The 20093-nt window shown below is 60.6% G+C and carries 16 protein-coding genes; 9 read left to right on the forward strand and 7 right to left on the reverse strand.

The features are described 5' to 3' along the window. Nucleotide 1 precedes the first annotated feature (1 nt). The 3 genes from CPH89_RS20975 to CPH89_RS20985 all read right to left on the reverse strand — a co-directional run bounded on the left by CPH89_RS20975 (nt 2) and on the right by CPH89_RS20985 (nt 4325). Complete coding sequence (locus CPH89_RS20975) at nt 2-1462, reverse strand: mannose-1-phosphate guanylyltransferase/mannose-6-phosphate isomerase (protein WP_053255387.1); 1461 nt, start codon at nt 1460-1462, stop codon at nt 2-4. Further along, nucleotides 1462-2901 (reverse strand): undecaprenyl-phosphate glucose phosphotransferase, encoded by a 1440-nt coding sequence (locus CPH89_RS20980; RefSeq protein WP_053255388.1) that lies wholly within the window; start codon nt 2899-2901, stop codon nt 1462-1464. The genes CPH89_RS20975 and CPH89_RS20980 overlap by 1 nt, the downstream gene beginning before the upstream one ends. A gap of 743 nt (nt 2902-3644) precedes the next feature. Further along, nucleotides 3645-4325, reverse strand: a complete 681-nt coding sequence (locus CPH89_RS20985) for a DJ-1/PfpI family protein (RefSeq protein ID WP_053255389.1) — start codon at nt 4323-4325, stop codon at nt 3645-3647. Nucleotides 4326-4419: 94 nt separating this feature from the next. Between CPH89_RS20985 and CPH89_RS20990 the strand changes: the two genes are divergently transcribed. Further along, on the forward strand, nt 4420-5388 hold the full coding sequence (locus CPH89_RS20990) for a GlxA family transcriptional regulator (RefSeq protein WP_053255390.1): 969 nt from the start codon (nt 4420-4422) through the stop codon (nt 5386-5388). A 156-nt stretch (nt 5389-5544) separates the two neighbouring features. Here the strand turns inward: CPH89_RS20990 and CPH89_RS20995 are convergent, their stop codons facing one another. The 3 genes from CPH89_RS20995 to CPH89_RS21005 form a co-directional block, all read right to left on the reverse strand. Next, on the reverse strand, nt 5545-6450 hold the full coding sequence (locus tag CPH89_RS20995; protein WP_053255391.1) for an alpha/beta fold hydrolase: 906 nt from the start codon (nt 6448-6450) through the stop codon (nt 5545-5547). Nucleotides 6451-6608: 158 nt separating this feature from the next. Beyond that, nucleotides 6609-8435 (reverse strand): glycoside hydrolase family 15 protein, encoded by a 1827-nt coding sequence (locus CPH89_RS21000; protein WP_053255392.1) that lies wholly within the window; start codon nt 8433-8435, stop codon nt 6609-6611. Further along, nucleotides 8428-9228 carry a glucose 1-dehydrogenase gene (locus CPH89_RS21005; RefSeq protein ID WP_053255393.1) on the reverse strand — a complete coding sequence of 267 codons (801 nt, stop codon included), beginning with the start codon at nt 9226-9228 and terminating at the stop codon, nt 8428-8430. Before CPH89_RS21005 ends, CPH89_RS21000 begins: the two co-directional genes overlap by 8 nt. A gap of 180 nt (nt 9229-9408) precedes the next feature. On the opposite strand from CPH89_RS21005, the gene bglX reads away from it, so the two are divergent. The 7 genes from bglX to CPH89_RS21040 all read left to right on the forward strand — a co-directional run bounded on the left by bglX (nt 9409) and on the right by CPH89_RS21040 (nt 17358). Next, the gene (bglX, locus tag CPH89_RS21010; RefSeq protein ID WP_053255394.1) at nt 9409-11697 is read left to right on the forward strand and encodes a beta-glucosidase BglX; all 2289 of its coding nucleotides are present in this window, start codon (nt 9409-9411) and stop codon (nt 11695-11697) included. A 73-nt stretch (nt 11698-11770) separates the two neighbouring features. After that, nucleotides 11771-12265, forward strand: coding sequence for a sigma-70 family RNA polymerase sigma factor (locus tag CPH89_RS21015; protein ID WP_053255395.1), 495 nt, complete (start codon nt 11771-11773; stop codon nt 12263-12265). A gap of 26 nt (nt 12266-12291) precedes the next feature. Then, nucleotides 12292-13242, forward strand: coding sequence for a FecR family protein (locus CPH89_RS21020; protein WP_053255396.1), 951 nt, complete (start codon nt 12292-12294; stop codon nt 13240-13242). A gap of 97 nt (nt 13243-13339) precedes the next feature. Then, nucleotides 13340-15760, forward strand: a complete 2421-nt coding sequence (locus CPH89_RS21025; protein WP_053255397.1) for a TonB-dependent siderophore receptor — start codon at nt 13340-13342, stop codon at nt 15758-15760. A gap of 181 nt (nt 15761-15941) precedes the next feature. After that, on the forward strand, nt 15942-16256 hold the full coding sequence (locus CPH89_RS30635) for a hypothetical protein (RefSeq protein WP_053255398.1): 315 nt from the start codon (nt 15942-15944) through the stop codon (nt 16254-16256). 348 nt (nt 16257-16604) lie between these two features. Beyond that, nucleotides 16605-16808, forward strand: a complete 204-nt coding sequence (locus tag CPH89_RS21035; protein WP_141125168.1) for a hypothetical protein — start codon at nt 16605-16607, stop codon at nt 16806-16808. A 1-nt stretch (nt 16809) separates the two neighbouring features. Beyond that, nucleotides 16810-17358 (forward strand): hypothetical protein, encoded by a 549-nt coding sequence (locus CPH89_RS21040; RefSeq protein ID WP_053255400.1) that lies wholly within the window; start codon nt 16810-16812, stop codon nt 17356-17358. 27 nt (nt 17359-17385) lie between these two features. Here CPH89_RS21040 and CPH89_RS21045 read toward each other — a convergent pair whose 3' ends face one another. Then, nucleotides 17386-18537, reverse strand: coding sequence for an MFS transporter (locus CPH89_RS21045; protein ID WP_053255401.1), 1152 nt, complete (start codon nt 18535-18537; stop codon nt 17386-17388). 358 nt (nt 18538-18895) lie between these two features. Here CPH89_RS21045 and CPH89_RS21050 point away from each other — a divergent pair, with 358 nt between their 5' ends. Beyond that, complete coding sequence (locus tag CPH89_RS21050; RefSeq protein WP_053255402.1) at nt 18896-19882, forward strand: DeoR family transcriptional regulator; 987 nt, start codon at nt 18896-18898, stop codon at nt 19880-19882. Nucleotides 19883-20093 lie beyond the last annotated feature (211 nt).

A 20093-nucleotide genomic window follows, 5' to 3' on the forward strand; every position in this document is an offset into this window, starting at 1 on the left:
GTCACTTTTTCACGTCAAGGGGCGCACGCCCGTAGATGTCGTCAAAGCGCACGATGTCGTCCTCGCCCAGGTACTCACCGCTTTGCACCTCAATCATCACCAGGTCGATGATGCCGGGGTTGGTCAAGCGGTGCTTGTGCCCGGCCGGGATGTAGGTGGACTCGTTGGCGTTGATCAGAAATTCGCGGTCGCCATTGGTGATCTGGGCGGCGCCGCTGACCACCACCCAGTGCTCGCTGCGGTGATGGTGCATTTGCAACGACAGCGATGCCTGGGGCTTGACCACGATGCGCTTGATCTTGAACCGGGTGCTTTCCTCCAGCACGGTGTAGGTGCCCCACGGCCGCGTGACGGTGCGGTGCAGGCTGTACGCGGGATGATTCTGACGCTTGAGTTCGGCGACGATAAAACGCACGTCCTGGCTGCGGTGGGCGTCGGCGATCAGCAGCGCATCGGGGGTGTCGACGATGATCAGGTCGCGCACGCCGACGGCGCCGAGTACGCGCTTGGGCGAGTCGATGTAGCAGTTGTGCACGTCATGCAAAATCGCTTCGCCATTGACCTGGTTGCCATGCGCGTCGCTGGGTGTGAGTTGGCGCAAGGCTTCCCAGGAACCGATGTCGCTCCAGCCGATGTCGCACGGCACGACGGCGACTTGCTTGGATTTCTCCATTAACGCGACGTCGATGGAGATATCCGGCGCGCTGCCGAATGCGTCAGGGTCCAGTTCACGCTGGCGCGAGGTTTTGTTTTGCAGGTCATGGCTGTGTTCCAGTGCCGCGTTGGCCGCGGTCAGCACATCGGGGGCATGGGCGGCGAGTTCGTCGACCAGGGTGCTGGCCTTGAAGCAGAACATGCCGGCATTCCACAGGTGCTTGCCGCCGTCGAGGTAGCCTTGCGCGGTGGCCAGGTCGGGTTTCTCGACAAAACGTTTGACCCGGAAGCCGGTGCCCAGCGCATCGCCTTTTTCGATGTAGCCGAAGCCGGTTTCCGGGTGGTCGGGCTGAATGCCGAAGGTGACCAGGTAGCCGGCTTCGGCCAGGTCGCGGGCCTGGACCACCGCTTCGGCGAACGCGACTTCATTGAGAATCAAATGGTCGGCGGGCATTACCAGCAACTGCGCGTCGTCGCCAAAATGCGCCTGCACATGCAGGGCGGCCACTGCAATGGCCGCCGCCGTGTTGCGGCCGAACGGTTCCAGCAACAGGTCCAGGGGCAGGTGAGCCTTGTTGACTGCGCGGTAGTCATCCAGGGTGCGAAACAGCAGGTCGCGGTTGGTCACGGTCAGCACGCTTTCCACGCCGGGCAGTTTGGCCGCGCGCTGGAAAGTCTTTTGCAACAGGCTCTGGCCGTCACGCATGCGCATGAAGGGCTTGGGCATGTTCTGACGGGAAACCGGCCACAGCCGTGTGCCCGAGCCACCGGAAATAATGCAGGGAATTAATCCGTTGAGGGTATTCATCAATAGACTTCCTTGGTGGAGAGGACGGCCGGGATCGTCATGAAGACGATGTACAAGTCAAACCACACCGACCACTTGGAGATGTACTCCAGGTCGTACTCGACACGTTTCTGGATCTTGATCAGGGTATCGGTTTCACCCCGGTAGCCGTTGATCTGCGCCCAGCCGGTGATGCCCGGCTTGACCCGATGCCGCGAACTGTACTCGCTCACCGCGACTTCGAACGGAATACCGGCGGCCTTGGTCGCAGTGGCGTGGGGGCGCGGGCCGACCATGGACATATTGCCCAGCAGCACATTGAATAACTGCGGCAGCTCGTCAATGCTGGTCTTGCGAATGATGCGGCCCACACGGGTGATGCGCGGGTCTTGGCGAGTGGTCTGTTGCTCGGCGGTGAAGTCGCTCTGGTCGGTGAACATCGAGCGGAATTTGAACACGCGAATCTCGTTGTCGTTGTAGCCGAAGCGGTTCTGGCGAAACAGCACCGGGCCTTTGGAGTCGAGCTTGATGGCGATTGCCGTCAGCACCATCACTGGCGACAGCGCCACCAAGGCAATGCTGGCCAGCAGCAAATCTTCACAGCGCTTGATGAATGGCGACCAACCGCGCAGCGGCAACTGCGAGGTGTTGAACATCAAAATGCCGCCCACGTCGGTGATGCGGCTGTGGCCATAGCGCAAGGCCGCCATGTCGGGCACCAGCATCACGTTCACCGACATCTGGCGCAGGCGATTGACCAGCCCGTGGATGCGTTGCTCGGCGGCCCACGGCAAGCAGATCATCACTTGGTTGACCTGTTCGGCACGGATCAGCTTTTCCAGGTCACGGGTATTGCCCAGTAAGGGCAGACGACTCAATTCCTTGGGAATGCGCTCGGTGCGGTCATCGATAAAACCGATCAGGCCGGAACGGATATCGCCGTTGCGTTGCAGGTGGTCGGCGACGTGCACGGCGGTGTCGGTGAAGCCCAAAATCACCGTACGTTGCAGGTATTTGCCTTTGCGCATCAGGTTGCGATACAGGCGCAGCATCACCAGGCGCTCAAGGCAGAACAGCCCGAGGCTGGCGAAGTACCACGCCACCAGGTTGCGCGGCGTCAATTGCGGGAAAAACTGCAGGATCTGGTACATGAACAGCAAGATGCAGAACGCCGAGGACCAGGCCACGATGCTGGTCCGCAGGCGCAGACGATTGCTGAACAACTCCTCTGAATAGATCCCCAGTGCATGGAAAAGAATCACGCTCAGCACTGCAAAAAACAGCAGCAGGCCGAGGAAGTGCGCACGCAACTGAGGGGCCATTGTGTCGAGGAAAAATACCAGGACCAGCGGTGGCAAGATAGCAGTCAGGCCGTGTACCAATTTGACGAAAACCACAAAAAATTCAACAAAACCCGCACGGGTCAGAAACAGGCTTACGACTGACGACTTTTCTCGCATAAAAACATCCCTCATTGCACTCCAGGCTCTCTGTTTCGCTGCTTTTGAGGGCATGCGAACGATGGCAACGCTGGGTAAAACGCAAGCCTTTCTCTTCCGAAACGAAGGAAATGCGTGGGGGCAGTGGCTAAAGGAGTTTTCTGGCTATTGGCTTTGTCAGTCAGAGAAAACGCCTTTTTGCTGGCCTTGTCAATAACTTGACTTTTTTTCGGATGGGCTGCCGCAGACACCTTGTTTAGTCTTCTTATGTGTCATTTTGTTGACTTTCCTTGTCAGTTCACTCGTTATTTGGGTGTGATTTTGAGTGTAGAAACAAATGTGAGAATTTTCCTGCCGGGCAGTAAAACCTTTTTTGGATGGAGGTAGGAAAGAGGGACAGGGAGGGTTTTGAAAGGCGCGCCAAGTGCCCTGAAATGGGCGTTATAGCCGGGATGGGCGGCGTTGCAAACGCACGCGTAAAATTCGTGAAACTGGCTGTAAAGTGGCCCAAAAAGCCGTGCAGCCGGCCTGGGCGTCGCGCTGAATCTGTCACTTCTGAGCGCTGGTGCCGACCAGGGGATTTTTATTCAAAAGTCTCAGCGCAATTTTTTGTTTGTATCCGTTTGACTACTTTACCGGTCGCGCGCTCGGACGGTTGACGTGGAAGAAATGATCGATTTCGCGCATTCAGCCTTTTCTTCGTGCGCTACCGCGGCGCCAGGTCCGATTAACGGGCCGGGCGCTGATGAGAGGGGGCGGGCAAATCAGCGCAGCCGTGCAGCGGCGCGTGCCACCACCTCGGCACGCACCCGACGCGACTCCGCCGTGCGCTGGTTGGCGTCCTCCAGTACGTGCTTGGGGGCGGTCTGCGGGCTGCCCGCGTCGAAGGGCGGCGCCGGTGCGTATTCGATCTGTAGTTGCACGCGTTGCGCGACGTCCTCGCTGTACAACTCGGCGGCCAGGGTCAGGGCGAAGTCGATCCCGGCGGTGATGCCACCCCCGGTAAACAGGTTGCCGTCACGCACCACCCGCGCCTGCACCGCAATCGCGCCGAGCGGGGCGAGCAGGTCGTGGTAAGCCCAATGCGTGGTGGCCTTGCGGCCGCGCAGCAAACCCGCCGCGCCGAGTACCAGCGAACCGGTGCATACCGATGTTACGTAGCGCGCGGTCTGTGCCTGGTCCTTGAGGAAATCCAGGGTGTGCGGGTCCTCCATCAACGCGCCGACACCGGCTCCGCCGGGCACGCAAATCACATCCAGGCGCGGGCAATCGGCATAGGTCATGGTCGGGGTGAACACCAGCCCGGTGCTGGACGTGACCGGCGCCAAGTCTTTCCACAGCAGGTGCAGCGCCACATCCGGCAGTGAGCCCAACACGTCATAGGGGCCGGTGAGGTCCAGTTGCTGGATACCGGGAAACAAGAGAAAACCGATCTGCAGGGTCATGAGTGAAACTCCGATTACACGAGAGGTAGACGGCTTCACTCTAGAGGCCTAGGCTTTGGCGTATACGCCATTAAGCCCACCAATTACGCCAATCATGACTCGAATAATCCACGTACTCGCGTTTGATAACGCCCAGGTGCTCGACGTAACCGGGCCGCTGCAGGTGTTCGCCTCGACCAACGACCTGGCGCGTCAGCGCGGTTTGCCATTGCCCTACGCGGCCTCGGTGATCGCCGCGCAGACAACGCCGGTGATGACCTCCGCTGGCTTGGCGCTGTTGGCCGAGCCTTTGCCGGCGGCCGACACACCGTGCGATACGCTGGTAATCGCCGGCGGCTGGGGTGTGTACGGTGCCGCCGAAGACGCTGAGTTGGTGGCGTGGGTGAAGCAAAAAGCCCAGCACACCCGGCGCATGGCCTCGGTATGCACGGGCGCTTTTTTGCTGGCCGCCAGCGGCTTGCTCGATGGCTGTCGGGTGGCCACCCACTGGACCCGCTGTGAAGAACTGGCGCGCAAGTACCCTTTGCTGACGGTGGAGTCCAACCCGATTTTCATCCAGCAAGGCGCGGTGTGGACCTCTGCCGGTGTAACGGCCGGCATCGACCTGTGCCTGGCCCTGGTGGAGGAGGACCTTGGTCGGGCCGTCGCCCTGGAAGTCGCGCGGCATCTGGTGGTGTTTCTCAAGCGCCCGGGGGGCCAATCCCAATTCAGCGCGGCCTTGTCCCTGCAAAAAGGCGACACTCGCTTCGCCGATTTGCACGCCTGGATCGCCGAAAACCTCAGCCTCGATCTGAACATTCCCACACTGGCTGCCCAGGCGGGCATGAGCGAACGCAGTTTCGTACGCCACTATCGCGCTGAAACCGGGCAAACCCCGGCGCGTGCGGTCGAGTTGATACGCGTCGACGCCGCGCGCCGACAGTTGGCCGACAGCACCGCCTCGGTCAAGCGCATCGCCGTGCAGTGTGGTTTCGGTTGTGAGGAGACCCTGCGCCGCAGTTTTCTGCGCGCGCTGGACGTTACGCCCCAGGCCTATCGTGAACGCTTCTGCCAACCGGCCTGAATCAAACCGTACCGGGTTGAACCCAGGTAATGAGTTATCGCAGCGCTTTCAGAGCCGGCGCTTTCAGAAGATGAAATGATGTGTTTCGCCCAGTCCTGTCGCTCGTGCCACGCAGGTTGGTGTCGTCAGTTTCAAGCGCGCGGCAGCACGCTGACGTTACGTCCGATCCAGCAATTCGCAAATCGCTGCAAGGGTCGTCAGCGGTGCTTCCTGGGGAATATTGTGACCGACGCCGGGCAAGACTTCGCGTCGATAAACGCCGGTGAAATGTTCCACATCGTCATCCTCAACCGGGGCTGGGCCCACGCCATCATCGGCGCCGCATAACGAGATGCTCGGCACCGAAATGCACGGCTGCAACGCCAGGGCTCGCTCGATGGGCTCCAGCGCCGGGTCGCCGGGGACGTACATGAAACGGTGGCGGTAGGAATGAATCACCACCTCAACAAAGTCCGGGTTATCAAACGACGGCGCGCTCTTGTCATACTGGGCCGGTCCTTCGGCCCAGGTCGGCGACCACAGCTGCCACAATAACTGGCAGAGCTCGCGACGATTGGCGGTCAGACCGTCGACGCCGCGCTGGGTGTGAAAGTAGAACTGATACCACAGCCTATGCTCAGTCTCCGGGGCGCTCGGCGTCGGCGACTGGGCGATATCCTGAATGTTGTAGCCATCGCCGGTCACCAACCCGCGCACCCGCTCCGGCCACAGTGCCGCGACGATACAGGCGGCACGCCCACCCCAGTCATAGCCTGCCAGGGTCGCTCGCGGGATACGCAGCGCATCCATGAAATCCAGCAAGTCCTTGGCCAGCGCCGCCTGTTGGCCCGAACGCATCACCTGTTCATCGATAAACCGCGTCGGGCCATAACCGCGCAGGTAGGGCACTAACACCCGGCACCCGCGCGCGGCCAGGGCCGGCGCAATCTCATCGTAGCCGCGTGGGTCGTAGGGGAAACCATGCAACAGAATAACCGGCTCACCGTCGTCGGGGCCGTGGGTTTCATAGGCCACATCCAGCATGGACGTGCGCACATAAAGCAGTGGGGCGAGTGGGGTCATGATGCGCTCGAACGAGGTGGCCGAAGGTGCTGGAACTCTAGCCGAAAGCGAATCACGATGGGGGCTGTACTTGTGGGCAATCGCTTTGCTGGTCTGAAGCGGTAACCAGCAGGCCGGCGATTTTCACCACCGGCCAGGGTTCTCTGGCGGCGCCCCGTTCAGGGTTGCCAGACGGTCTTCTCGCCGCTGAGTTTGCGGTCCAGAAAGGTCGCCGCGCTGATCAGCGCCAGGTGGCTCTGCGCTTGCGGCGTATTGCCCAGGTGCCGGGCCTGGCTGTCGAACTCCTCGGCGTACAACCCCAGGGGGTTGGCGTAGCGCAGCAGTTGTTCGAACTCCAGGTGGGCTGTTTCGACTTGACCGGCCCGCGCCAGGCATTCGACGTACCAGAACGAGCAGGCGGCGAACGCGCCTTCGGTGCCTTGCAAGCCGTCGATCTGGCTGTCGTCGTTGCGGTAGCGATACACCATGCCGTCGCGCACCAGGCTTTTCTGGATCGCCTCCAATGTCGACAGCCAGCGTGGGTCAGTGGCCGCGACGAAGCGCACCAGCGGCATCAGCAACATCGAGCCATCGAGGGCAGTGCTGCCGATATGTTGCACAAAGTGCCCGCGTTCTTCGTTCCAGAAGTTGCTCCAGATATCCGCATAAATCGCCTGCCGCGTCTGATCCCAGCGCGCGAACGGGGCGGGCAGCGAGCGTTTGGAGGCCAGGCGGATTGCGCGGTCCAATGCCACCCAGCACATCAGGCGTGAGTGCAGGAAATGATGCTGCTCGCCGCGCATTTCCCAGATACCGACATCCTTCTGATTCCAGATTTCGCACACCTGGTCGGCGACTTCCACCGTGTGTTTCCAGCCTTCGTGGGAGATCGCTTCGCCGTATTTGTTAACCAGGTACACCGCGTCCATCAGCTCGCCGTAGATATCCAGCTGGACCTGGTCGAAGGCCTCGTTGCCGACGCGCACGGGCTTGGCGCCACCATGCCCGCTGAAGTGATCCAGCTCGGTTTCCGGCAGTTCCTGGCGACCGTCTATGCCGTAGAGGATGTTGATTTTGGTCGGCTGGCCGCAGCAGTCACTGACCCGGCCTTTGAGCCAGCGCATGTAGCTGTTGGCTTCCTCGGTAAAGCCCAGGCGCATGAATGCGTAGACGGTAAACGAGGCGTCGCGGATCCACGTGTAGCGGTAGTCCCAGTTGCGTTCGCCACCGGGTGTTTCCGGCAGGCCGAAGGTCGCGGCAGCGATGATGGCGCCATGTTTGCGTGAGGTCAGCAGCTTGAGCGCCAGGGCCGAGCGGTTGACCATTTCGCGCCAGCGCCCGCGGTAATTCGACTGCGCGATCCAGCTGCGCCAGAACTTCAGGGTGCGCGCCAGGTACAGGTCGGTACAGTGGTTGGTCACGCGCAGATCGTCCTCACCGCCGAGGACAAATTCCGCGCCTTGCTCCTGGGTCAGGGTAAAGCTGGCGACTGCTGCATCATCGTCGAGGCTTAACGGGTGGCTGCCGACCAGGCGCAGGCCAGGCTGGCCATCGGCGGTGAACAGCACGCCGCCGTTGTCGGCCACGGCGTGCGTCGCCGCGCGCGCGTAGTCATGGCGCACGGCGCAGCGCAGATGCATCGTGGCCTTGCCGCTGACAACGCGCACCCGGCGAATCAACAGCGGCAGGTCATCGATTTCTTCGGTGACCGCCAGCAGGTCGGTGATTTCCACCACCGCTTCATCGCTCAGCCACCGGGTCTGCAGGACGTTGGTGTCGGGCAAATAGATTTGCTCACGGCGGGCGTTTGGCAGGTCGGGGGTGAGCTGGAAAGCCCCGGCCTCAGGCGTGTCCAGCAGCGAGCAAAAGATCGACGGGCTGTCGAATTCCGGCCAGCAGAAAAAGTCGATGCTGCCGGTGTCATTGACCAGCGCGGCGCTGCGCATATCACCGATGATGCCGTGGGCATCAATCGCGCTTTGGGGTTCGTTCTTGAAATCAACCATTGCCACGAAACTCCGGATAAAGGCTCATGCCGCCATCGATGAACAGGGTACTGCCGACCACGTAATCGGAGGCGTCGCTCGCCAGCCAGACCACTGCATTGGCGACGTCTTCCACGTCGCCGACCCGGCCATAGGGAATCAGCTTCAACAACGCCTTCAGCGCCGCGCCTTCAGTGGCCGCACGGTTGATCGCCGTACGAATCGCTCCCGGTGCAATGCCATTGATGCGGATGCGCTGCTCACTGACTTCCTGGGCCAGGGTGCGCATCAGCATCTCGACGCCACCTTTGGAGGCTGCGTAATTTACGTGCCCGGCCCACGGGATGATTTGGTGCACCGAACTCATATGAATGATCTTGCCGGCTGCGCGCGACACGCCTTCGCGCACACCTTGGCGATTGAAGATACGTACGGCGGCGCGGGCGCACAGGAACTGGCCGGTGAGGTTGACGCCGATCACGCTGTTCCAGTCGTCGAGGGTCATGTCGACCAGGTTGGCGTCTTTTTGCAGGCCGGAGTTGGCGACCAGAATGTCCAGGTGGCCGAAGGTGTCGAGGGTCTGCGCGAACAGGCGTTCCACGTCGGCCTCTTTTGACACATCACCACCGATGGCCACCGCTCGACCGCCGTCGGCGTTGATCTGGGCAGCGAGGGCCTCGGCCGGTGCCGCCTGGGAGTTGTAATTGAGCACCACGGCCGCTCCCGCCTCAGCCAGGGCCTTGGCAGCGCCAGCGCCGATGCCGGAACTGGCGCCGGTGACCAGGGCCACTTGTTGTTGCAATGAAATCTGCATCGCCCACCCACCGTTTTATGAGAGTCCTTTCTGCTGACTGACGGCGCGGCGAGGAAGTTCATCCTCTGTTTTGGCGGTGTGGCGCCGCAGCATGGGCCGCGAGCTGTTAGTTCTGACAGTAGACGTGCGCTGTCAGCAGGATGAGCCTGACGGCATTTCGCGGCCCATAGGAAAGACGTCATGAACCCCCATTGGTTACTTGGGCTGTTTATTTGCCTTTGCCTTTGTCCTTTCGGCGTTGGCGCACAGGAGAACGCTTCGAAGGGCGTTTTTATCGACAACCTTTTAGGTCAAATGACGCTCGACGAAAAGGTTGGCCAATTGAACATGCTCGACCTGGACGCTATTGATCTCGACTCCAATGGTCCGGAGCTGATTGCCAAGGGCACGGTTGGCGGGCTCGGTGGCGTGCCCTTTGCCCCGTATGGGCATGTCTTGCAGCGTATTGCCGTGGAGCGCAGTCGGTTGAAGATACCGTTGCTGTTTGCTCAGGACGTGGACCATGGGTTGCACACAATCTTTCCGGTCAGTTTGGCCCTCGCTGCGAGTTGGGATATGCGGGCTATAGCCCTGGCGAGCAGGATCAGTGCCGAGGAGGCAAGTGCCGAGGGTATCAATCTGACCTTTAGCCCTATGGTCGATATCGCTCGCGACCCTCGCTGGGGCAGAGTCTCTGAAGGCTACGGCGAGGACCCTTTCCTGGTTTCACGCATCACCAAGACCGTGGTCGAGGCCTATCAAGGCAAGGACCTTGCTGCCGCTGACAGCTTGATGGCAACTGTCAAACATTTCGCCTTGTATGGCGCAGTGGAGGGGGGCAGGGATTACAACAGTGTCGATATGAGCACGGCTAATATGTATCAGTATTACTTCCCGCCGTATCGCGCTGCCGTCGAAGCAGGTGCTGGTGTGGTGATGATCGCGCTCAATAGCATAGGCGGCGTTCCGGCCATGGCCAATCCCTGGTTGATCCGGGACGTGTTGCGGCATGAATGGGGATTCGCCGGCGTGACCCTGGGAGACTGCGGCGCAATAGGTAATTTGGTTGACCATGGTGTGGCAATTGATCCAAGCCATGCGGCTGCCTTGGCATTGCGATCCGGTGTCGAGATGGCGCTGTGCGACAGTGCAAATGTGGAGACGTTGCCAGGGTCGGTCAGATCGGGAAAAGTGCCGGTAGAGGTTCTGGATACGGCCGTGCGCCGGGTCCTGGGTATCAAATATGACATGGGGTTATTCGACGACCCTTATCGCAAACTCAATCCAGCGCCGTTACCGCCCATTGAGTCTCGGTTGCAGCGCGATGTGGCCCGCACGGTTGCCCGAAAAACCTTCGTGTTGTTGAAAAATCACCGCCAAACCCTGCCGTTGCGCAAGCAGGGCACAATCGCTTTGGTCGGCCCTTTGGCCAAAAGCCGGCGGGATCTGCTGGGCAGTTATTGTGGCGATTGTGAAGACACGCGCGTGGTGAGCATCCATGAAGGAGTCGCCCGCGCCGTTGCGGGCAAAGCGACGCTGCTCTATGCCAGAGGCGCCAATGTCAGCGACGACACGGCGTTGATCGCACGTATGAAGCAATACAAGTCCCCCTTGGATATCGACCCTCGGTCGTCGAACGAACGCTTGAACGAAGCGGTAGCGATCGCCCGCCGGGCTGATGTCATTGTGGCGGTGGTCGGCGAGCCTTGGGGGTTTAACGATGAAGCGACCAGTCGCGCGCGCATCGACTTGCCTGCCAGTCAAAAACAGTTACTCAGGCGCTTGAGGGCATTGGGTAAACCGCTGGTGATTGTCCTTGTGAACGGCCGTCCGTTGGACCTGACGTTGGAGCAAACCCAGGCCAGCGCGCTGTTGGAAACCTGGTACAGCGGCACCGAAGGGGGGAATGCCGTTGCTGATGTGCTGTTCGGCGACTACAACCCATCGGGGAAACTGCCGATGACCTTCCCCCGATCCGTTGGCCAGATCCCGATGTACTACAACCACTTAAACACTGGCCGGCCCTACAACAACGTTGCGCCCTATAAGTACACCACGCAGTACATCGACGAAGACGAGACGCCGCTCTATCCCTTTGGCTATGGCTTGAGCTACACCCGGTTCAAACTGTCGAAGCTGCTGTTGTCCACGCCCATTTTGCGCCGAGGAGACCGACTTGACGTCAGTGTCGAGCTGACTAACACCGGCACGCGGGCAGGCGATACGGTGGTCCAGCTTTATCTGCAGGATGTGGTGGCCTCCATCAGCCGACCGGTCAAAGAGCTGAAAGGTTTTCAGAAAGTGATGCTCAAGGCGGGAGAACGCACACTCGTCACGTTCACTCTGGATGAAAATGATTTGAAGTTTTACGACGCCCAATTGCGCTACGCCGCCGAGCCGGGTGAATTCAAGGTACAGATAGGCCTGGACTCTAACGACGTCATTGAGCAGGGCTTCGAGTTTCGGGACGCAGACCTCGATCGTCAGTAACGCGCCGGGATTCAATTGCCCCGCTTAATAGGAAGCATTACTATTCACGCCCCGCCTCTCCAGTGCTCTCGCGATGATTCCTCAGCCGCCCCGCAGAACAGGCTTTTTCGAGCATTACGAAGAGTTGATCGGCACCTGGACACGTCGCCTGAAAAACCGTCATCAGGCCGAAGATCTGGCCCACGACACCTTCGTACGGGTGCTCGAGTCACGTTCGACCGAGGTTGAGCAACCGCGCGCTTATCTGCATCAAACAGCACGTAATATCGCCGTTGACGCTTACCGTCGCGAAGATCGCCGCGAGGCGCTGGAAGCCTTTGATCAGCGTTCGCCCCATAGCGGCGACCCGGAGCATTTCATGCACGCGATCCAGTTGGCGGGCTCTGTCGAGCGGGCCTTGGCCGAGTTGCCAGTCAACTGCCGCAAGGTTTTCATCTGGCAGAAGATCGAGGGCCTTACCCAGCAGGAAATCGCCGTACGCCTTGGGCTGTCAAAAAACATGGTGGAAAAGTATATGATCCGCACCTTGCGGCATCTGCGTGACCGCCTGGATACGATGGCTCCATGACCCGCTTTGAAACAGGATCTTCCCTCATGGATAACCGTTCTCGCGACGAAGCCGCGCAATGGTTTGTACGCCTGCAAGAGGCCGAGTTGAGCGTCGAAGAGCGCCAACGTTTCGACGCCTGGCGCACTGAGTGTGCGGAGCACCAATACGAATTTGACCTGCTGCAAGGCATGTGGAGCGCCACCGACCTGTTGCCCAAGGCGCGTTTGCAGGCCTTGTGCGACGTACCGGTGGAGCGCCCTGAGCGCCGGGCAATCTGGCGTTATGCCGTCGCCGCGAGTGTGGTCGCCGCTGCCTTGGGGTTGGGATTACTCAGCACGCTTGATCACCCGAAACCCTACAGCGCGCAGTTCAGCACTCGCCTGGGCGAGCATCGCCAGGTGGCCTTGCCCGACGGTTCGACGATGGACCTCAACAGCCGCAGCGTCGTCGCAGTGCACTATGAAAAGGGGCGGCGCAGCGTCGAGCTGAAGCAGGGCGAAGCCATGTTCAGCGTCGAACATGACGCCCATCGGCCGTTTATCGTCGCTGCCGGGGCCGGGCAGGTGACGGTTACCGGTACGCGTTTTGATGTGCGCCGCGATGACGACCAGACCCGCGTGGTGGTCGAGGCCGGCACGGTCAAGGTACAGGGGCGCGCGTCGGCTCAAATCGTCACGCTCACGGCAGGGCGGGGCACGCATGTCGATCCCCGTGGGCAAGTCGCAGCGGCGTATGCGGTGAATGCCGATGAGCTGACGGCCTGGCGCAGCGGCAAGTTGGTGTTCAACAACGCCACCCTCGGCGAAGTGGTGCGGGAAGTGTCGCGCTACCGCGAGCAACCGTTGCGGGTCAACACGGCTGCGGTCAGCAACCTGCGCCTGACCAGCGTGTTCAACTCCAGCGACACCGACGCCTTGCTCAAAGCCTTGCCGCACATCCTGCCGGTCGCGGTGCGTGCCTTGCCGGACGGCAGTCAGGAAATTATTTCGCGCTGAGATTCAGGTTTTTTTCGAGTTCTTCGTCTTCTCCTGTAACTGCAACTGGTTTGCATTAACAGCCGCACACCCTTGCGATCACAGGATTAGGTTCGACGTGAAAAAACTCGCCGTGTACAACAATAAAGTGAGCCAGACTAAACTCGCCTGCTGGGCTCCACTGGCCCTGGCGTTGGCTGTCAGTGCTGCGTTGCCTGCCGCCTACGCGGCCGATGGCATCCATATTCGGGCCCAGCCGTTGGGCGCAGCCTTGAGCCAGCTGGGCCAGCAAACCTCCCTGCAGGTGTTTTTCAGCCCTGAGATGGTCGCGGGCAAACAAGCCCCTGCGGTAGAGGGCAATGTCTCGCCCGAACAAGCACTGGGCCAATTGCTGCAAGGCAGCGGCCTGGCTTATCAGATGGACGCAGGCTCAGTGACCCTGCGCCCGCTGCGCAACGGCACCGGCGAAGCCGGCTCGCCGCTGGAGCTGGGCGTCACCGACATCAAGGTGGTCGGCGACTGGCTGGGCGATGCCAATGCCGAAGTGGTGCAGAACCACCCTGGCGCGCGGACGGTCATCCGCCGCGAAGCCATGGTGGAGCAGGGCGCGATGAACGTCGGTGACGTATTGCGCCGTGTGCCTGGCGTACAGGTGCAGGAAGCCAACGGCACCGGCGGCAGTGATATTTCCCTGAACGTAGGCGTTCGCGGCCTGACCTCGCGTCTGTCGCCACGCTCCACCGTACTGATCGACGGCGTGCCGGCGGCGTTCGCCCCGTATGGCCAGCCGCAACTGTCGATGGCACCGATTTCTGCCGGTAACCTTGACAGCATCGACGTGGTGCGCGGCGCCGGCTCAGTGCGTTATGGGCCACAGAACGTCGGTGGTGTGATCAACTTCGTGACCCGCGCCATCCCGGAGAAGTTCTCCGGCGACGTCGGTACCACCCTGGAAACTTCGGCCCACGGCGGTTGGAAACACATTGAAAACGCCTTTGTCGGTGGCACGGCCGACAACGGTATCGGCGCAGCGCTGCTGTATTCCGGGGTCAAGGGCGATGGCTATCGCAGCAGTAACAACGGCAACGACATTGAGGATGTGATCTTCAAGACCCACTGGGCACCGACCGATCAAGACGATTTTTCGCTGAACTTCCACTACTACGATGCCAGCGCCGACATGCCCGGTGGCCTGACCCAGCAGCAGTTCCGCGCCAACCCGTACCAGTCGGTGCGTGACTGGGACAGCTTCAGCGGCCGGCGCAAGGACGTGTCCTTCAAGTACATCCGTCAGATCGACGACCGTACCCAGGCCGAAGTGCTGACTTACTACGCCGACAGCTTCCGCGGCAGCAACATCGCCAACCGCGACCTGAAGACCATCAGCTCCTACCCGCGCACTTACTACACCTTCGGCATCGAGCCACGGGTATCCCATGTGTTCGACGTGGGGCCGAGCACCCAGGAAGTCAGCCTGGGTTATCGCTACCTCAAGGAAGGCATGCACGAACAGGCCACCAGCCTGAACCTGGTCAATAACGTCCCGACACCGGGCGGCCAGAACGATGGTCATGTGTATCAGGACCGCACCGGCGGCACCGAGGCCAACGCCTTCTACATCGATAACAAGATCGATATCGGTAAGTGGACCATTACCCCGGGCATTCGCTTCGAAGACATCAAGACCACTTGGCACGACCGCCCGGTAGTCGCCTTGAACGGGGTGCGCACCCAGGAAAAAAATCGCGAGGTCAGCAACAACGAACCACTGCCGGCCCTGAGCGTGATGTACCACGTCTCCGATGCCTGGAAACTGTTCGCCAACTACGAAACGTCCTTCGGCAGCCTGCAGTACTTCCAACTCGGGCAGGGCGGTAACGGCGACCAGACCGCCAACGGTCTGAACCCGGAGAAAGCCAAGACCTACGAAATCGGCACGCGCTACAACGACAGCGTCTGGGGGGGCGAAGTGACGCTGTTCTACATCGACTTCTCGGATGAGCTGCAATACGTCAGCAACGACGTGGGCTGGACCAACCTCGGCGCCACCAAACACCAGGGTATCGAAACCTCGGCCCACTACGACCTGTCCAGCCTGGACCCGCGCCTGGACGGCCTGACCGCCAGCGCCGGCCTCACCTACACCAAGGCCACCTCCGAGGGCGATGTACCGTTCAAGGGCCGCGACCTGCCGCTGTACTCTCGTAAAGTGGCTACGCTGGGCCTGCGTTACGACATCAACCACTGGACCCATAACCTGGACGTCTACGCCCAGTCCGGTCAACGCGCGCCAGGCACCGGCAGCACTTACCTTACCCAGGGCACCGCCGATGGCCAATACGGTGATATCGCAGGTTATGTGTCAGTGAACGTGCGTATCGGGTATGACTTCGGTGAGCAACTGTCGAACCTTAAACTGGGGGTGGGCGTGAAAAACGTTTTCGACCAGCAGCACTACACACGTTCCAGTGACAACAATTCCGGTTTGTACCTTGGCGAGCCGCGTACGTTCTTCGTGCAGGCAAGCGTCGGGTTCTGACCGGCCGCGGAAATGAAAAATCGCAGCTCATGGCTGCGATTTTTTTTGCCTGTTGACCCTGCGGCCAGCCACCTGCCTATGGACTGTGCAGGAACTGTTTTTGTGGGTTTTGCCACACAGCCTGTAACCAGCGGATTTGATCGTACTGGTCGCTTTTCAGACGCTGAGCCAAGGTCCAGACATGACTTCAACTTCGTTTCAATCCGGCCAATCCGGTGGCTGTGGTGCATTTCACAGCCAACATATCCTGGCTTGCTCAACCTCGGTAAACGCGCAAGGGGCCTCAGCAGCGCTGCGCAAGGTGTACGCCAGCGAAGCGCTGCGCGTGAAAGCCTTTGTGGGCCAGCGCAAATTCCAGGCGCCTGTCGCGGACGATTTTATCCGTGGCTTGCGTGCGCCGGGGCAGGCAAGCCACCCGGATGCCCAAGTGGCGAGGCAAGCCCATTGGGTGTGGGGGGCGCTGACCAATGGCCTCGCCGCCTGGTGGCGTGGGTAAAGGCCCGCTTGATGCGGCGTCTCAGGGCTTTTTACATGCTGTTATTGGTATTCGGCTGTTGACCGGAACTATTGCGCGCCACTCACCACACATCCGCTGCTTGCTGCCCAGGCGTCAATTCGATGATTGGGGGCTCCTTGAGGGTGACTTTCAGGCAAGCACAGATCTGCAACAGGTGGGAGATGACGTATGAAGATTGAGGGTGCAATACCGTGCGGGCAGTCAATGACGATGGGCGGGCCAGAGGCACGTTGGGGTTCGCCGCCACCCGTTTTTCATCCGCCTTGCGACGCGCAATACGCAACGCAGGGAGGGCGAGTACGGCGGCCGGCCTTGTGGCGTGCGGGCTTGACTTCGCTGCGCCATCAGGCGCTGCAGAATGTACCCGCTGCTCGCGCGAACACCACACCGCCCGGTCCGAACTCGACGGACAGCCAATTGGCGGGCGAGTTGGAGAGACACTTTGGCGACCTGCATGCGTTCTTGAAAGCAGGTCGCTTGACGCAGGCGTCGCTGCGCCAGATCGCAGCCCAAGCGTTGACGGGAGAGTAAGGTGCGGGACCGCATAATCCTGGTGATCCGGGAAATTCTCAATCGCCCGTCGCTGAACGACGCGATCATCGATTGCGCGGGGTATATCACCCGCGACAGCTTGAACGCGGCCGCTGCCGTCTTAAGGGGTAACAGTTCCTCCAGCGCCTTTAGCCAGGACCCTTTTCATGGCCAGGGCAACGCCGAGGTCGTGCAGGCTTTACAAGGCTATTTCAAGCCACTGAGGGACACGTCCAAAGACCGCACGGTTTTTTTTGAAAGCGTTGAATACTTGGACATTGCACTGCTTGAATGGGTGATGAGTGACCCCGACGATACCGATTCACGGGGCTTGCCCATTCTGGAGCCCGCCACCGGGTTGCCCAAAAAGAAGTACAGCGAACACTGCGTGTACACGGCAAAAAACATCATTGAGCGCCCGGGTTTACTACGGTCATTGGAGCGCGCCACTCACATGCGTATGTTCGGGCGCCCCAGGCACGAGGGATGGCTTTGCAGCAGAGGCCTCGAGCGCTGGCTGCAACAGTACGCCGCACGCAAAGCCAGGTAACGCCCTGGCGTTGCGCGCTGAGCGGGTTTACACCTTGAGAATTTTGCCGCTGATAGCCACACCGGCCAACAGCACTGCAATCAGCACAAAGGCGCTGCTCAAACTGCTGCCGTGAGCAATAAAACCGATGACTGCAGGGCCGGCGAGAATGCCGGCATACCCCAGGGTGGTAATGGCCGGCACTGCGATGTGTTCCGGCATGACCGTCTGCTTGCCGACGGCGGTGTACAGCACCGGTACGATATTCGAACAACCGGCACCTACCAACGCATACCCCAGCAGTGCTGTTTCCCAGGACGGGATTAATGTCGCGAGCAACATGCCGGCGGTGGCCAGCGCGCCGCCAATCACGATCACTCGGGTGGCGCCGAGGCGTCGGACAATAGCATCGCCGGTCAGGCGCCCCGCAGTCATGGTCAAGGCGAACGCCGCATAACCCAGGCCGGCATACGCCTCATCGAGGCCACGCTCGGCGCTGAGGAACACGGCGCTCCAATCCAGCACCGCACCTTCGGCCAGAAACACGATGAAACACAGGCAGCCGATAAACAGCACCACACCGTGCGGTACGGCAAACGCCGGGCCTGAGCTTTCACTGCCATAGGGCAACAGGTGCGGTCCGGCTTTGAGCAGTGCCGCCGCCATGATGACGATCACTACCAGAGTCGCCTGCAGCGGCGACAGGCCCAGCCCCAGCAACCCGGCCACTCCCGCCGCGCCGACAATGCCGCCGAGGCTGAACAAACCGTGAAAGCCCGACATCATGGTTTTGCCGCTGGCGCGCTCAACGATCACCGCTTGCAGGTTGACCGTCGAATCCACGGTACCCAGGCCTGCCCCGAACAGGAACAGCCCGGCCATCAGCAATGGAATCGAACTGACCGTGGCGAGCATTGGCAGCGCAAGGCAGATCAGGATCGTGCCGGCTGTCAGTACGCGTCGGCAGCCATAGCGGGAGGCCAGGGCGCCCGCGACCGGCATGGCGATGATTGACCCGACGCCCAGGCACAACAGCAACAGGCCCAGCGTGCCTTCATTCAGATTTGCGCGCGCTTTGGCATACGGCACCAGCGGCGCCCAGGCCGCGATGCCGAAGCCGGCGATGAAAAACGCGATACGGGTCGACATTTGCTCCAGCCGCCCGGGAACCACGGGCGCTGGAGTGGGGATGGCAGTCATGAAAAATCCTTGGTTTTGCGTTCAGCGAACGATGTCCGGCGCGACATCCTTGCACATCAGGCCCTGTCGAGCGAGCCGGGTTCCCTAGGCGATCGGGATTGGCGCTCAGGTGGGGAATTTATGTTTAGACCCTCGGAACGCATTCGAGGGTCGCGACCACACACAGGCTATCGAGTGTTCAGGCGGTGCTCTGGAAGGTGCGTAATCTGCGCGAGAATGGATGAACCCCAGCTATCTTGCGTTGGATTACCACCTTCCAGCTCACCTCCCACGGGACGAGCGTTCTGTAATACGCTGCCGCCAAGTGTGTATGCAATTGGACGGATGGGCCGATGAAGATTTTCAGTCAGGTAGCGATATGACCCTGTTCTACGACGCGCGGGGCAATATCTATGGGGTGGTCAGCCCGGGTTATTTGCGCAACCGGGGCGTCGATGTGCCCGAGCGTGCCGACCTTGCCGCGCGTACGCGCAAGGACTGGGCATCGGCGGCCATTGCGTCCGAATGTGGATGGGGCGCGTTGCCGCGTGCAGCGGATGCCAAGGCACACCGCTGCGATGGTTTGTTGGTCGGGCCGTTCCAGGCGGCGCCGCCGTTTGACGTGTTGATCGTCAATACGGACGGCACACTCGCCGAGCGCAGTGGTAATGGGCTGACGATTTTTTCTCAGGCGCTGACGGATCAGGGCTTGATAACTCACGGCTGTGAGTTGCGGGTGCATCACGACAACGCGGGTACCGCGTCACCCCTGGCGACCTCTGTGGAACCTGCGGTTTACGAACAGCGTGCGGGATTCTGGCTGGCCCTGGGGCAGCCGATGTTTGGGCCATCAGCAGTGGGTGCTTGCGATGTCGATCCGGTTGCCATGGGGGCGCGTGAATTCAGCCACGTCGCCGCGTTGGCGGTGATCAACCGGCAATGGGCGCGAAGCCAGTTTGTCCGTGTCGGAAATCCCCACTGTGTGACGCTTGTCGAGCACGCCAGCGCGTTACCTGACAATCAGTCGATGCACCACCCCTCGCTGTTTGAGCCGTTGCAGGCAATTGCTTTTGCGCCACCTGTCGGGCGCGGCCAACCGTGTTTGGCCGGGGTTAATCTGCAATGGGCCGCCCGGTCTACACGCAATCAGGTTATCGCGCGCGTGTTTGAGCGAGGTGAGGGGCCCACCGCGTCCTCCGGGACCAGCGCCAGTGCAGTGGCATGCGCCGCGTGGCGAGCAGGGTGGGTCGAGGCGGGGGACGTGGCGGTGGTCATGCCGGGTGGCACGGCGCCGGTACGCTTGCAGAGTGAAGGTGAAACGCTGCTGAGCGTCAGTTTGTTCGGGGCTGCACGCCCGCAAACCTGAAGTTGGAAGTGCAGCTGATATCTTTAACAAGTGTCAGCTGTTTCCTCGTCTGTTAGTTAATTTTGTAAAGTTGATGTGGGAGTATTCTCGTTGTTGGAGGCGGGCGGTTAACTATTTTTCTTATTCTGTAAAAGACACTTCCGTCTGCATCGTACGAAACTTCTTTTTTATTTTCTAAGGGTCGTTTTTCGCCTGGAATCGCTAAGCTTCA

This window comes from Pseudomonas fluorescens (genome assembly GCF_900215245.1).
Classification (GTDB): domain Bacteria; phylum Pseudomonadota; class Gammaproteobacteria; order Pseudomonadales; family Pseudomonadaceae; genus Aquipseudomonas; species Aquipseudomonas fluorescens.

Excerpts from the sequence above, each read along its gene's own strand:
- CPH89_RS21000 (WP_053255392.1), bottom strand. The coding sequence starts at position 8,435 with ATGGTTGATTTCAAGAACGAACCCCAAAGCGCGATTGATGCCCACGGC.
- CPH89_RS20980 (WP_053255388.1), bottom strand. The coding sequence starts at position 2,901 with ATGCGAGAAAAGTCGTCAGTCGTAAGCCTGTTTCTGACCCGTGCGGGT.
- CPH89_RS20985 (WP_053255389.1), bottom strand. The coding sequence starts at position 4,325 with ATGACCCTGCAGATCGGTTTTCTCTTGTTTCCCGGTATCCAGCAACTG.
- bglX (WP_053255394.1), top strand. The coding sequence starts at position 9,409 with ATGAACCCCCATTGGTTACTTGGGCTGTTTATTTGCCTTTGCCTTTGT.
- CPH89_RS21015 (WP_053255395.1), top strand. The coding sequence starts at position 11,771 with ATGATTCCTCAGCCGCCCCGCAGAACAGGCTTTTTCGAGCATTACGAA.
- CPH89_RS20975 (WP_053255387.1), bottom strand. The coding sequence starts at position 1,462 with ATGAATACCCTCAACGGATTAATTCCCTGCATTATTTCCGGTGGCTCG.
- CPH89_RS30635 (WP_053255398.1), top strand. The coding sequence starts at position 15,942 with ATGACTTCAACTTCGTTTCAATCCGGCCAATCCGGTGGCTGTGGTGCA.
- CPH89_RS21005 (WP_053255393.1), bottom strand. The coding sequence starts at position 9,228 with ATGCAGATTTCATTGCAACAACAAGTGGCCCTGGTCACCGGCGCCAGT.
- CPH89_RS21045 (WP_053255401.1), bottom strand. The coding sequence starts at position 18,537 with ATGACTGCCATCCCCACTCCAGCGCCCGTGGTTCCCGGGCGGCTGGAG.
- CPH89_RS20995 (WP_053255391.1), bottom strand. The coding sequence starts at position 6,450 with ATGACCCCACTCGCCCCACTGCTTTATGTGCGCACGTCCATGCTGGAT.
- CPH89_RS20990 (WP_053255390.1), top strand. The coding sequence starts at position 4,420 with ATGACTCGAATAATCCACGTACTCGCGTTTGATAACGCCCAGGTGCTC.
- CPH89_RS21050 (WP_053255402.1), top strand. The coding sequence starts at position 18,896 with ATGACCCTGTTCTACGACGCGCGGGGCAATATCTATGGGGTGGTCAGC.
- CPH89_RS21020 (WP_053255396.1), top strand. The coding sequence starts at position 12,292 with ATGGATAACCGTTCTCGCGACGAAGCCGCGCAATGGTTTGTACGCCTG.